At 34.6% G+C, this 14,103-nt stretch carries 13 protein-coding genes, 1 pseudogene and 1 riboswitch; of the genes and pseudogenes, 10 read left to right on the top strand and 4 right to left on the bottom strand.

Features of this window, described 5'->3' with window-relative positions:
- Nucleotides 1-69 precede the first annotated feature (69 nt).
- The 8 genes from NSQ92_RS12875 (at nt 70) to NSQ92_RS12840 (ending at nt 8,237) form a co-directional block, all read left to right on the top strand.
- Nucleotides 70-1,221: a D-alanyl-D-alanine carboxypeptidase family protein gene (locus NSQ92_RS12875; protein WP_341132650.1), complete on the top strand. Its 1,152-nt coding sequence runs from the start codon at nt 70-72 to the stop codon at nt 1,219-1,221.
- Nucleotides 1,214-1,801 (top strand): nucleoside recognition domain-containing protein, encoded by a 588-nt coding sequence (locus NSQ92_RS12870; protein WP_047940328.1) that lies wholly within the window; start codon nt 1,214-1,216, stop codon nt 1,799-1,801. The genes NSQ92_RS12875 and NSQ92_RS12870 overlap by 8 nt, the downstream gene beginning before the upstream one ends.
- A 6-nt stretch (nt 1,802-1,807) precedes the next feature.
- The gene (locus NSQ92_RS12865; RefSeq protein WP_047940329.1) at nt 1,808-2,341 is read left to right on the top strand and encodes a spore maturation protein; all 534 of its coding nucleotides are present in this window, start codon (nt 1,808-1,810) and stop codon (nt 2,339-2,341) included.
- Nucleotides 2,342-2,697: 356 nt separating this feature from the next.
- Nucleotides 2,698-3,426, top strand: a complete 729-nt coding sequence (gene rluB / locus NSQ92_RS12860; protein WP_047940330.1) for a 23S rRNA pseudouridine(2605) synthase RluB — start codon at nt 2,698-2,700, stop codon at nt 3,424-3,426.
- A 341-nt stretch (nt 3,427-3,767) separates the two neighbouring features.
- A complete protein-coding gene (locus tag NSQ92_RS12855; protein ID WP_047940331.1) occupies nt 3,768-4,484 on the top strand; it encodes a response regulator transcription factor in 717 nt (238 codons plus the stop codon).
- Nucleotides 4,481-6,253 carry an ATP-binding protein gene (locus tag NSQ92_RS12850; RefSeq protein WP_251687711.1) on the top strand — a complete coding sequence of 591 codons (1,773 nt, stop codon included), beginning with the start codon at nt 4,481-4,483 and terminating at the stop codon, nt 6,251-6,253. Before NSQ92_RS12855 ends, NSQ92_RS12850 begins: the two co-directional genes overlap by 4 nt.
- A 276-nt stretch (nt 6,254-6,529) precedes the next feature.
- Nucleotides 6,530-7,075 carry an RNA polymerase sigma factor SigX gene (gene sigX / locus NSQ92_RS12845; RefSeq protein WP_047940333.1) on the top strand — a complete coding sequence of 182 codons (546 nt, stop codon included), beginning with the start codon at nt 6,530-6,532 and terminating at the stop codon, nt 7,073-7,075.
- Nucleotides 7,053-8,237 carry a GerMN domain-containing protein gene (locus NSQ92_RS12840; RefSeq protein ID WP_341152831.1) on the top strand — a complete coding sequence of 395 codons (1,185 nt, stop codon included), beginning with the start codon at nt 7,053-7,055 and terminating at the stop codon, nt 8,235-8,237. Before sigX ends, NSQ92_RS12840 begins: the two co-directional genes overlap by 23 nt.
- A gap of 370 nt (nt 8,238-8,607) precedes the next feature.
- Here NSQ92_RS12840 and NSQ92_RS12835 read toward each other — a convergent pair whose 3' ends face one another.
- Nucleotides 8,608-8,784, bottom strand: a complete 177-nt coding sequence (locus NSQ92_RS12835; RefSeq protein WP_341152830.1) for a hypothetical protein — start codon at nt 8,782-8,784, stop codon at nt 8,608-8,610.
- Nucleotides 8,785-9,538: 754 nt separating this feature from the next.
- Between NSQ92_RS12835 and NSQ92_RS12830 the strand changes: the two genes are divergently transcribed.
- On the top strand, nt 9,539-10,315 hold the full coding sequence (locus NSQ92_RS12830) for a M23 family metallopeptidase (RefSeq protein ID WP_095320624.1): 777 nt from the start codon (nt 9,539-9,541) through the stop codon (nt 10,313-10,315).
- A gap of 237 nt (nt 10,316-10,552) precedes the next feature.
- A riboswitch (FMN riboswitch) is annotated at nt 10,553-10,687 on the top strand.
- A gap of 168 nt (nt 10,688-10,855) precedes the next feature.
- Nucleotides 10,856-11,437 carry an ECF transporter S component gene (locus NSQ92_RS12825; protein ID WP_047940335.1) on the top strand — a complete coding sequence of 194 codons (582 nt, stop codon included), beginning with the start codon at nt 10,856-10,858 and terminating at the stop codon, nt 11,435-11,437.
- A 183-nt stretch (nt 11,438-11,620) separates the two neighbouring features.
- Here the strand turns inward: NSQ92_RS12825 and NSQ92_RS12820 are convergent.
- From NSQ92_RS12820 to NSQ92_RS12810, 3 genes and pseudogenes are all read right to left on the bottom strand, one after another.
- Nucleotides 11,621-11,791 (bottom strand): annotated as a pseudogene (locus NSQ92_RS12820) (transposase); the annotation flags it as partial.
- Nucleotides 11,792-12,018: 227 nt separating this feature from the next.
- Nucleotides 12,019-13,370 (bottom strand): IS3 family transposase gene (locus NSQ92_RS12815; RefSeq protein WP_341132648.1). Its coding sequence is split into 2 segments (ribosomal slippage): nt 12,019-12,920 and nt 12,920-13,370, totalling 1,353 coding nucleotides; the frame shifts between segments, so codons are not numbered across the junction.
- Between the two features lie 250 nt (nt 13,371-13,620).
- A complete protein-coding gene (locus NSQ92_RS12810; protein WP_047940337.1) occupies nt 13,621-13,869 on the bottom strand; it encodes a ferredoxin in 249 nt (82 codons plus the stop codon).
- Nucleotides 13,870-14,103 lie beyond the last annotated feature (234 nt).

The following is a 14,103-nucleotide window of genomic DNA, read 5'->3' as shown; positions in this document are numbered from 1 at the left end:
ATTAGTCATATGCTTGTCTTTTTTTTCATAAACTTGTACAAACCATTAAAGGAGACGAGGTTGTGTTAAATGAAATTACGTAAACTTATTATTCTTACAATCATTACCTCCATTCTGTTTCTCGCTATTCCCCAAAAAAGCAGTGCACAAATGTATGTAAGTGCACAAAGTGCGATATTAATGGAACAAGATTCTGGACGAGTTATTTTTGAAAAGGACGCACATACAAAAAGAAGAATTGCTAGTATAACAAAAATAATGACCGCGCTCCTTGCGGTGGAGTCTGGAAAATTAGAGGATACAGTGACTGTTAGTAGTAATGCAATTAGAACGGAAGGATCATCTATCTACTTACAGGAAGGGGAAAAAATTAAGCTTGAAGATCTTGTATATGGATTGATGCTTCGCTCAGGAAATGATGCCGCAGTTGCTATTGCTGAAACTGTTGGTGGAAGTCTAGATGGCTTCGTCTATTTAATGAATCAAAAAGCAGAAGAAATCGGCATGAAAAACACTCATTTTGCTAATCCCCATGGACTTGATGATCATGAAGACCATTATTCTACAGCTTACGATATGGCACTGCTTACCCGTTACGCAATGAATAATGATACATATAAAAAAATTGCTGGGACAAAAAGCTATCGTTCGGAAAGTACAAACAATGAGTGGGATCGGGTCTGGAGGAACAAAAACAAACTTTTAACAAGTCTATATGAACATTCAACAGGAGGAAAAACAGGGTATACAAAGAGAGCAAAAAGAACATTGGTCAGTACAGCGGAAAAGGATGGAGTAGAATATATAGCAGTAACGTTAAATGATCCGGATGACTGGGATGATCATATTAATATGTTTGAAACCGCGTTTAAAACATATAAAAAAGTGCAGGTACTTGAGGAAGGGAAAATAAAAACAGTTAAAAATAAATTTTATAAAAATAAAGTATATATAAAGTCTGATTTAGAATACCCAGTGACAGAGAAAGAAGAAGATTTATTTAAGGTTGAGTATAGTTTGACAAAGGTGAAGAAAGAATGGGAAAAAAATCAGGAGGAAGTACCTGAAATAGTAGGAGAAGCAAAAATATATTTAGATAGTAAACTTGTAGATAGTGTTCCTATTCATTTTAAAAACACTAAGGCAAAAGAATCAAAAAGCTTTCTAGATTATTTTAAGAATATGTTTACAGCAATGACTGGGGTTGGCAAGCATGGTTAATTATATTTGGGCAGCGCTAGCTATTATAGGAATTGTTTTTGCAGCAGTTAATGGAACGATGGATGAAGTAAATAAAGCGATTTTTTCTGGAGCAAAAGAAGCGGTAACAATATGTATTGGGCTTATAAGTGTTTTGGTTTTTTGGCTGGGGATGATGAAAATAGCAGAACAGGCTGGGTTACTTCAAAAGCTTACAAATCTATTTAGACCAATAGTAGCAAAGCTTTTTCCCGAGGTTCCAAAAAACCACCCAGCAATGGGGTATATATTATCGAATATGATTGCTAATATATTTGGGTTAGGTAATGCTGCAACACCTCTAGGGATTAAAGCAATGGAAGAATTGAAAAGATTGAATGGGGGCAAGAATTCAGCAAGTAACAGTATGATTACTTTTCTTGCCTTAAATACGTCATGTATTACTTTAATTCCGACAACGGTTATTGCTATCAGAATGAATTACCATTCTGCTTCTCCGACAGATATAGTAGGCCCAACTATTATTGCAACCATTTTCTCCTGTATAGGCGGGATTTTAATTGATCGCTATTTTTACCATAAGAGAATGAGAAAAGGGTGATGAGTGATGGAGATAGTATCTTTAATTTCATTGTGGATGATTCCTTCCCTCATCGGGTTTATTTTACTGTATGGAACATTTAAAAAGGTTCCAACATATGAAAGCTTTGTTGAAGGTGGAAAAGAAGGAATACAAATTGCGTTCTCCATCATTCCCTATTTAGTTGGAATGCTTGTTTCTATCTCCATTTTTCGCGCATCTGGGGCATTAGAATTTTTTATGAGTTTTCTTAAGCCTGTATTAGACTTTATCGGCGTTCCCTCCGAAGTAGCACCATTAGCAATTATAAGACCAATATCAGGAAATGCAGCATTGGGAATGACAAGTGATTTAATCGCAACATATGGTCCAGATTCCTTTATCGGCAGGCTTGCATCTGTCATACAAGGAAGCACCGATACCACTCTTTATGTATTGACCGTTTATTTTGGGGCAGTAGGGATAAAGAAAATGGGGGATGCCTTGAAAGTTGGATTACTAGCGGATCTTATTGGATTTATTGCTGCTATTTTAGTTGTAACTTTAATGTTTGGTAAATAATCATAAAATGTCTTAGGGAAAGTTTGGGGTATTGGAACTTTTCCTAAGGCATTTTTTTGTTGTTTGGCAGATTCTTTCTCTTTCTATGAGAGTTCTAAAAGATTGTTAAGGTTAATGAGAAAAAATAACAACCAACTATATAAAAATTCTTATTTAATGAGTAGATCCCTAATTTTAAAGATTTCTTTGAAATTTCGTCCATTTATGTCATAATTCATAGGAATGGCAAAAAAAGAACGATCAAGGTTTTGAAATTAGTCTATTTTCATAATAGGATAAAAAATAAACGCTTATAAAATATTTTGTAATATGATCAATCATTTTTTACTGTTGAGAAATTGGATGAGGTGATTTAGATGGAAAGACTACAAAAAGTAATTGCACACGCTGGAATTGCATCAAGAAGAAAAGCAGAGGAATTAATTCTTGACGGAAAAGTAAAAGTTAATGGGAAAACAGTGAAAGAACTAGGTGTGAAAGTAGGTTCTAATGATAAAATTGAGGTAAGTGGAATTCCTGTTGAGAGGGAAGAACCAGTTTATTTTATCCTTTATAAACCAAGAGGGGTAATTTCTAGTGTCAATGATGATAAAGGAAGAAAAGTTGTAACGGATTATTTTTCTGAGATTGAAGCAAGAATTTATCCTATAGGACGATTAGACTATGATACTTCAGGTATCATTCTTTTAACAAATGACGGGGAATTTGCAAACCTTATGATGCATCCAAAAGGAGAAATTGAGAAGGTATATGTTGCAAAAGTCAAAGGCATCCCTGCTCGTGAGAAAGTAAAGCAACTCGAAAGAGGGATTATGCTAGAGGATGGAAAAACAGCCCCTGCCAAGGCGAAAATTCTCTCTGTTGATAAGAAAAAAGGAACAAGTATTGTCGAACTGAAGATTCACGAAGGAAGAAACCGCCAAGTCAGAAGAATGTTTGAAGCGATTGGAACACCTGTAATGAAATTAAAAAGGGAAAGATATTCATTCCTAAATTTAAATGGCTTGCAGCCTGGAGATGCTCGTGAATTAACTGCACATGAAGTGAAATTACTAAGAGCAGAAGCGCAAAAGAAAAAAGGATAAACTGTATATATTTTCGTATTCTCCAGCGTCTATATCCTTGTATTGCATAACAATGTTTACCTACTTAATACGACAGAAATTACACAAAAATGTTCATAAAAGTTTCACATATTGCAATGGATGATAACAATATCTACATGATAATAATGCTATAATAATTGTGGAAGATTAGATAAATCATTTATATAAATTACAATGTTATTGGAGAAATGCAGTATAAATAATAAACGATAAGATAAATAGCTATTGCAAATAGACATGGCATTTATTTATACATGCAGCTAACGAAACAATAAAAAAAGATAATCGTTTCGTGTATTTTTGTTAGGAGGGTATGAACGATGGAGAAAGAAATAAAAATCCTAGTGGTAGATGACGAAGAAAGAATTAGACGTCTTCTAAAGATGTACTTAGAAAGAGAAGAGTTTATTGTGGAAGAAGCGGAAGACGGAATGAGCGCTCTTTCTAAGGCATTAAACACAGATTATGATGTTATCTTACTCGATCTAATGATGCCTGGTAAAGATGGTATGGAGGTATGCAAGGAGCTAAGAGAAAAGAAGACTACTCCAGTAATTATGCTTACAGCCAAGGGAGAAGAAGTAAATAGAGTTCAAGGATTTGAAGTCGGAACAGACGACTATATCGTAAAGCCATTTAGTCCAAGAGAGGTTGTTCTGCGAGTAAAAGCTTTATTACGCCGCTCTACCAAAACGACTTTTGAGCAAAGCGATAGTTCTTCAAAAGATGTCATCATCTTTCCAGCATTGACTATTGATCATGATGCACACCGCGTATTGGCTAGTGGGAAAGAGGTAAGTTTAACTCCAAAAGAATATGAACTGCTATATTTCTTAGCTAAGTCACCAGATAAAGTATTCGATAGAGAATTACTCTTAAAAGAAGTATGGCATTATGAATTTTTCGGTGATTTAAGAACGGTTGATACACATGTTAAACGATTAAGAGAAAAGTTAAACCGTGTATCAGAAGAAGCAGCAAGCATGATTGTAACAGTTTGGGGAGTAGGATATAAGTTTGAGGTTAACAATGGATGAAGTTTTGGCGGAGCGTAGTATTTAAGCTTTGGATTACTTTTTTATTGTTGGTCTCCGTTGTATTAACGATTCTAACAATTATGCTTCTTGAGTATTTTGAGCAGTATTATACCGAGCAGACGGAAACAGAATTAACAAATACCGCCACAAAAATATCGGAAATAATGAAAGAGCATAATAATCAAATAGGTTTGGAAATTGTAGGAGAACTACTTGATCATTCAACAGGAGCTGTCATCGTTTCCTCTCCAGATCAAGTGTATTATTATCCAGAGAGTGGCTTGCAAGAACTTTCTTATTCTTTCATACAGGGCAATGAAGACTTAAACAAGGTGGTGACAAGCAATAAGACAGCAGTTGTAAGGACAGAATTAAACAATAAAGACAATACACCTGAACAAGTAGCGATTGTCGGATCCCCTCTCCATGTGAATGGAGAGGATGGAGCTGTTTTTATTTATCAGTCCTTACAATCGATGAATGAATCTAAACAATCTACCGCCAAATTTATTGTATTAGCAGCTGTTATTGCGATTATTCTAACAACGATTTTTGCTTTTTTCCTACTAACAAGGATTACTGCTCCGTTAAGGAAGATGAGAGAAGCTGCATTTGAAGTTGCCCAAGGTAATTTTGCAGCTAAGGTTCCCATTATGGCACAGGATGAAATTGGCGAACTTTCCATCGCATTTAATGAAATGGCGAAAAGGTTAAATTTTAATATGAACGCCTTAAGTCAAGAAAAGGAGCAGTTAGATAATATACTAAGTGGAATGGCAGACGGAGTGCTAACCCTTAATCGAAATGGTAGTTTATTGCTTACGAATCCTCCTGCTGAGAAATTTTTGCAGCATTGGTATTATGAAAAAGGCGAATTAAGTGATATGCAAGCACAAATCCCAGAAGAATTACGTAAATTGTTCCAGCTTGCTGTTCATACTGGTAATGAACAAATAGATGAAATCACTTTACAGGGAAGAAACTGGGTAATGATTGTCAGCCCTTTATATGATAAGAAGGATATTAGAGGAGCGATTGTCGTCATTCGCGACATGACAGAGGAACGTAAATTAGACAAGCTACGGATCGATTTTATAGCCAATATTTCTCACGAATTAAGAACACCTATAAGTATGTTACAAGGATACAGTGAAGCGATTGTCGATAATATTGCTGAGTCAGAGGAAGAAAAGAGAGAGATGGCTCGAATTATTTATGATGAATCATTACGCATGGGTCGTTTAGTCAATGAATTTTTAGATTTAGCCAGAATGGAAACAGGTTATCTTGAATTAAGGAAGGAAACAATTGATCTATACCCATATATTAATCGGGTAGCGAGAAAGTTTAATGCCATCGCTAAAGAAAAAGAAATCACCTTTACTGTCTCTATATCGGAGGATATTGGGGAGTACGAACTTGATCCAGATCGTATCGAACAAGTTCTAACCAATATAATGGATAATAGTATGCGCCATACACCAAGTGGTGGAACAGTTTTTTTAAGAGGCAGATCGGATGATTATGGAGTGTATCTAGAAGTAGAGGATACCGGTTCTGGAATTCCAGAGGAAGATTTACCATATGTCTTCGAGCGCTTTTATAAAGCAGATAAAGCTAGAACAAGAGGTAATGCTGGGACAGGCTTGGGATTAGCTATTGTCAAAAATATTATTGATTCCCATGGGGGAGATATATCTGTTTATAGTAAATATGGTCGAGGAACGACATTTTTTATCTTTTTACCTCGAAATAAAGAAGAAAATTAGAGAATGTGCCGATTCTTCTTGATTCACAAGAAACAATTTAACATAATAGAACGTATGGGGTGTCTAAAAAAGTATTTGACCCTGCAAGCTATTTTTCCATTTTGTATGTATGAAATTATTACATACAGATATAACTTGTGAGGTCAAACTTTTCAGGGCATCTTTTCTTGTGTTTACGTACTAATGGGATAAAGGAAATTAGAATAATTACATATAAGTAGTGAAACTAAATAAGTTAAACTTACGACTAATATAGTGAACGGGGGAGGGAATGAGATGAACTCCGTTTTTGATGAAATCTATAATAAGTATCATCATGACGTTTTTCAATTTTTATTTTATATGGTAAACCATAAAGAAACGGCCGAAGATTTAATGCAAGAGGTCTATATTCGTGTACTTAAATCTTATCATCGCTTTGAGGGGAAAAGCTCTGAGAAAACCTGGTTATTTAGTATTGCAAGAAATGTCGCAATTGACCACTTTCGCAAACAAAAAAATTGGAAAGACCGTATTATGGATAAATTCGACTGGTCGAAACAGCAAGTAAAAGCAGAAGGATTTCTGCCAGAAGAAATCACCTTGCAAGCAGAAGAAGTAAAAGGTGTTTATCATGCCTTACAATATTGTACAGTAGACCAACGAATGGTTATTGTGTTTCGGTATATTCAAGAATTATCTATTGCGGAAACAGCCAAAGCACTAGGATGGACAGAAAGCAAGGTTAAAACAACCCAGCACCGTGCCTTAAAAGCACTGCGCAACTTTTTAGAAGAGTATGATGGAAAGGAGGATTCTTATGCCGAAACAAAAGTGGAATGATGACAAAATAAAACTGGTGCTTAAACAGATGCCATATATAAAAGATGAGAGAAGTCCAGAATTTATCTATCGTACAATCCAAATGAAAAAGAAGAGCGAACGGAAATCGCGAAGAATAATGCCCGTACTGGCGACCGTATGTACGCTTATGCTCCTGTTCATTATTAGTCAAAGCTTCTTTGATAGTAATAGAGAGGACTCTTTTAAGCGTGAAAGCAAGATGGCTGATAATTCTGCTGAAATGAAAAATAAAAGCTATGATATAGCTGAAACCGCTGAAAGTGAAAATTATGACATGACAGATGAACAAGGAGAAAGGCTCACTACTTCACTCATCCCATCGGCTATTTACGAGGATGAGGTAGGAAAGCAAGAATTATTAACGTACCCAATACCAGATAAAAATGTCCTAGTCATTGTTCCTGTCAGCATTTTAGTGGAAAATACAAATAAGCTGTCTAGATTTGATTTGTATGTGGAAAACGTGAAGAAAGTAATCGGCGTCAACAAACAGTTAAGCAGCTATTTCCCAATTAGTCCAGAGATGTTTGCATATGATTTAAAAGATGATTACATCGAAGTAAATGTGAAACAGGGAATTTCAAATTTTGGTTCTCATTCCGAAGACTTTTTTAATACAATGGTTCAGCAGCAACTACAAACCATTGGCGCCAAGAAAATGGAGTTTTATACAGACGGTAAACTAGGAGCAGTACTAGGAAATCGCGAAGAAACAAGTATTGAGTATAAACCGTTAGAGAATAGAGCATATTTTCTTTTAGAGAATGATGAACAAGATGATCAACCATTATATGTGCCTTGGGAAAAGCCATATGATACGATTGAAAATGCTTTTGATGCCATGGAAAATAATATAGACACACATGGTTTGTCAGCTTCCATCCCTGATACTATTGATATTGATAAGGTTTCAAAAGACGAGAGCAAGGGAGAATTAGTTGTTCATTTATCTAATGAAAGTAAAATGGAAGAAGATCAAAAAACATTACATGCAATTGAGTCCATTTTATTAACAGCAAAAGATTTTAAATATTCTACAGTAAAGTTTGAGAATACCAATGTTAAAGAAGTAGGTGGATTTGAGCTAACGAAAGAATTAGATGTTCCGGTTGCCGCCAATAAAGTTGATATTGAGCAATAATAAAAGAGAATTTTTTTGTATTAGTGAAGTTATATTAGAGATAATATTACAATAGTTCATTTTACGTGCTTTAGCACTTTATATAGAGAAAAAACATATTAAGATGGGTTGGGACATAAGTATTTCAACAAATATAACTCCGAACAATTATACGTATATCCTAAAAAATTCGTATAATTGTTCTGGGTTTTATTCATTTAAGAAAGAATGCTTTTTTTCATCACCTGCAGACTGAATATACTTCGCTTTCCATTGGGCGAGCTCCGATCCGCTTTGTCATTTCACTCTACAAAATTATAATAGTAAATGATTGAAATTTAAGATAACTGATATATAAATAGAGATGCATAATCTTTATTTAACTTATCAGCTATATCCCACAATAGACCGACAATAACTCCTGAAAAATGGATATTCCATATAAATGAGTCATGTCAGTATCGCTAATAATACTTAAAGTAGTATTAACTACCCATCCCGCTACTCCTCCAGCGGTCACACTCACAACTGTTAAGCTTCCACTTCTCCTTTGTATATTCTTTTTCACACAGAACTCTCCTTTAAATAGCTTTGTTACTACTAGTATTAATTGACTATTTTTATGCCTAACTCCCTAAAAGACAATTTTTTCCTTATTGTTAGTATAGTTAAGGACAATTCCTTATCATCTATTTTGTTTTAACATAAATTTACAAATTAGTTTCCAATAAGAATTACAGAAAGAAGGCATCTTTTTTTGATTAATTATGTATGAATATCCATAGTCATCTATACATAAAAAAGAAAATATCGAAAATCCAATATGCGGTCTGCTAATGGCTTTGTTCTTTTTTACGTTAATCTCCTCCTTAGACTTCATCGTAAAATTCATTTTTTATGGAAGTTTTTTATTACCTTAGAATAAAATCAGAAAGAATGTAGACAATATATCGTGTCTCTTTTCCAATTAAAATCAGCTATTGGCACATACATAAAAAATAGATATGCATTTTTCTCTATGCATTCTATAGTTCTAACCATTAACATGTACTCATAAGTTGAAAGAGAAGATTGGATAGGGACAGATAGAAACTTGCCTGCAAGTAATTTTTCTATCTTTGCAGGCGGTTAAAACTTACATAGAATGCAGATAAGTGAATAGGATAGCGCGTTAAGTATTTTTTTAAAGAAACCTTCTCTTCTTGAAGAGTTCTTTATAAACCATTGATACAATACTTTACAACCAAAAGAGAATAGGTAGTATTCAACTGAAAACGGTCATAAATAGGCTGTTGAACACGGACAGAATAGGAGGATACCAAATGGGAGACTATATTAGGAGAATACTTATTGCTGCTATCATGCTTTTGTTCATTAGTTTATTGTTTTTAGGAGGGAAGCATTCTCAAGCACAGTCTTTCTCCTTAGCGGAACGAACAAAAACATGGACATGGCCAAGTGAAGGAATAATCACGGATACCTTTAATACTAGAAATGGTACACATAAAGGAATAGATATTGCAGGCGATTTGGGAGAGGACGTTTATGCAGTTGATGAAGGAATTGTAACCAGATCTTATTATTCCCAATCTTATGGAAATGTTGTTTTTGTTAAACATAAAAATGATCTTGAAACGGTCTATGCTCATTTGAATAAACGATTCGTAAAGGAAAAGCAATTGGTGAAAAAGGGTGAAGTAATTGGTGAAATGGGCAATACAGGACAGTCTTCTGGCGTTCATTTACATTTTGAAATACATAATAAAGAGTGGACTGTTGCAAAAGAAAATGCTATTAATCCAATTTTAGTTTTAGGAGATGTAGAGGTAGGGCAGACTGTGAAAATAGCTGTGGAGGAAGAGAGTGAGGCTGTCATAACAGAGCCATCCGAAAACCTTACCCACACACCACATTCGAACTTAGTTCACGAGGAAGAAAAGAAGTTAGAAGAAGAATACATAAGGAGAAGTATTAAGGAAATGGAAATTAATATAGAAGAGGATAACTCGGAACTATCAACAATACCCTATAAAAAAGCAAGTATTTATTTAAAAAGTAGTAAGTATCTTTTAGGAGAAACAAGCGAGGATTATACATAGAAGCTATATATGGAAAGATACAGAATTTCGCTTTTATGGAGGAAAAACCGCGAAAAGAGTTCACAAGATACTATTTTTTTAAGGAATAAATATAATAGTATTTTGTGAACTCTTTTTGAGTTTAAATGGCATATATTTGTGAATTTATGAACAAAATTTGAAATTATAAGCAAACTTCTTCACAAATATTTATTCCTTAGGGTATAATAACTTATGTAATAAAACAAATTAATATTGGTCTATCTTCGGGGCAGGGTGAAATTCCCGACCGACGGTGATGAGTTTGTACTCAAAGTCCGTGACCCTACTACGGTAGGTTGATTTGGTGAAATTCCAAAACCGACAGTAAAGTCTGGATGGGAGAAGATGGAGGTTCTGCAATCGTTCAAATTATCTGTTAAGAACGTTTATTGAGTTTGCGTACCTTTAATTACTCCCTCAAGTCTCTAGAGCTTGAGGGTTTTTATTTGGCGCATTCCTAAAAAATTGCTGAATCTTTCTTCTTAGGTAGATGGATCCTAATTAGAAGGAGAGAAAAAAATGAAGAAAAAAATGAATGTAAGAAAGTATGTTTTAATTGGGATGATGAGTAGTTTAGCCTATGTGCTAATGATGCTTAAATTTCCAATCCCACCATTTCCAAGTTATTTAAAAGTTGATTTTAGCGATATTCCAGCATTAGTTGCCGCACTTATTTTAGGACCAGGGGCTGGAATATTAGTTGAGTTGATTAAAAATATATTAGATTATTTAATAACCGGAAGTGATACTGGAATTCCTGTTGGTCATTTCGCGAATTTTATCGCTGGAATTTCTTTCATCTTACCGACTTATTTTATGTATAATGCGATTAAATCCAAAAAAGGAATGGCTATCGGCTTAGCCCTTAGTATTATCATAATGACGGGATTATTAAGTTTGTTTAATTACTTTATTATGCTGCCATTCTATAATACATTAATGAAAATACCGACTGATACAACTTTATTAAAACAAACGGTTCTTTCAGCTATTATTCCATTCAATTTGTTAAAAGGAGTAATTATTTCTATCATTTTTGCATTAGTATTCTCAAAAATGGGTGTATGGATTAATAAACAAATCCCTTCTAGGAATGTTTAATCAAAAAACAGTTCAGTGTCTATCTGAATTGTTCAGTTTGTCGACAAAAGGGGATCAGAATGTTTTCATTCTGATCCCCTTTTGTAATTTATGGTCTTTTTTTTGTTATTTTATTGTATTTTGATCTATTCTTTATGCTCTTCTTAAGCTGTTACCGGGCTCACCCAAGTCCAGTTGGCCATTTTCTTTTGCATCTGCGAAAACACGTTCAATCGTTTCTTTTCGCTTGGCATAAATTTTTTTGATAACTTGTTTATGTCGAAGGTGATCTGCTTCTTCCACATACTTTTCCCATGCATGTCTTTGAATGAGTTTTTGGTAACTAAGTGATTTGGTGGAACAAGTTGATCTAAAGCAATCATTTCTACTTTGACCTCTTTGAATAGAAGAATGTTTTGGAAAGCATGATTTCACCTCTAAATAATATCTATATTTTAAACCAGAGCAGTTAAAATTCTAGACTAACTTGATGAAACCAGGTTGATTGGAGCGGAAGGGGGGAGACTCCTAGGGGAGATGCGAGAAAGTCCGAGACCCTGCAGGAGCGTATGCAGTGACCCCCAAAAATTAAACACATTATTTTAACCTATGGTCTGAGTTCGATATTCTGTTGGACTCAGACCATTTAGTTTTGTTTTAATTCGTTTATGGTTGTAGTAATAAATATATTTTTCTAGTTCTTTTAAAAAATGCTCTTTATTTTTAAATTCCATGGAATAGAAAAACTCTGATTTTAGAATGCCAAAAAAATTCTCCATTACCGCATTGTCGTAACAGTTTCCTTTTCGCGACATACTTTGTGTGATTTTCCGTTCCTTTAAGGATTCACGATAAGACTTCATCTGATAATGCCATCCTTGATCCGAATGTAACAGGAGATTTGTATATTTCTTGGGCAAGCGCTTCATAGCCTTTTGTAACATTTCCGATACTAGCGAATAGGTCGGTCTAGATCCTGTGGTATACGTAATAATCTCTTGGTTAAATAAATCTAAAACAGGAGATAAATAGACCTTTTCGCCAAATAGCTTGAATTCGGTGATATCTGTTACCCATTTTTCATTCGGTTTTCTTGCAGTAAAGTCTCTTTTCAATAGATGGGGAGCAGTTTTTCCTACTACTCCTTTATAAGACTTATATTTTTTCAATCGAATCATACATTTTAAGCCTAGTATTTTCATGATTCTTTGCACTTTTTTGTGATTGATTTTATATCCCCTGTTCTTTAATTCACTCCAAACACGACGATATCCATAACGGCCTTTATTTTCAACAAAGATAGAGGTAATCTCCTTTTTCCAATTTTCATCGGGATCTGGCTGATTCATTAACTTAACTCCATAGTAATACGTACTGCGACGAATATTCGCTATTTTGCATAACTTATTCACCGGATATTCATGCCTTAGTTCATACACGACCTTTATTTTGTCTTGTTTGGTGACTTTTCCTTGTCTTGAACTAAGGCATTCAACTTTTTTAAATACGCATTTTCCATACGTAATCGTTCTAATTCTCCCTTTATTTCTTTGATTTCATCTTTCTCTGCTTGTCCTTTTTTCTCCATGGTAGATTTCTCCTCTTTCCTGGAAACAAAGGCTACTTCCCCTAGACGATTATACTTCTCCTCCCACCGTTGGATAGTATACGGGGAAGGTAAGTTAAAGTAAGTGGCAGTATTCAGATAAGATGCCCCTGTCTCTACACGATATTTTAGTACCTCCAGTTTAAAGGAGGGTTCATACACCGTGCAACTATTTCGGGGCATTAGTGCCTCTACTCCATGCATTTGATATAACTTCCACCACTTTATGACTGATTTTTTATCGATCCCGATACGATTAGCAACTTCAAGAAAGGAAAATTTGCCACTTTCATATAGTACAATAGCTGATATTTTTTCTTCTATAGTCCACCGTTTTCTTTTATCCATACAAAAGCCCCAATTCTTGTGGTGTCCAATAATTGGGGTGCAGTTCAGTATGCGACGAAGCGGCTCGGCGCTCGCCCCATGGAAAGCGAACCCCTGTAGCGGAAATCAACACCTTATTAAAAAAGGTCACAAAAAAGACCATAGGCAAAACCTCAAATTTCAAGGAGTTTGTCTACAGTCTGAAACAGTTTAAATAAAAAGAACAGAAAGGAATCATTATCCCTTTCTGTTCTGTGTATGATAAAGAGCGCTATTCGAATTTAAGAGGATCTCCATCAAAGGATTCGTCGCTCACTTTAATCGAATCTGTCGGACAACCTTCAAAAGCATCTAACATATCATCTAATAATACTTCAGGTACTTCCACTGTTCCTTGATTATCATCTAACATAACGAAAGCAATCCCTTCGTCATCGTAGTCATAAATATCAGGTGCCGCTGCTCCGCAAGCTCCACATGCAATACATGTGTCTTTATCAACAATTGTATATTTTGCCATGAGTAAAAAAACCTCCAGTGTTATTCATACGGAGTATATACATGACTAGCATACTCCTTACTATTATCTTATTGTAAGACTGAATCTTTAACTTTTCAATATAAAAGAAAGATAAAAAGTAGAAAGTAAGGACTACCTTCCTTAAAATAGTCAATAACTCAAACGCTTTCCATTATATTTAAAGCCCTTTTTATTGAAAAATATGTGAAGGATATGTGATCAAAGTACACTAAA

The sequence above is a fragment of the Niallia sp. FSL M8-0099 genome, assembly GCF_038006945.1.
Taxonomy (GTDB): Bacteria; Bacillota; Bacilli; order Bacillales; family Cytobacillaceae; genus Niallia; species Niallia circulans.
Note: the sequence above shows the minus strand (reverse complement) of the source record. Positions and strands in the feature narration are given on the sequence as shown.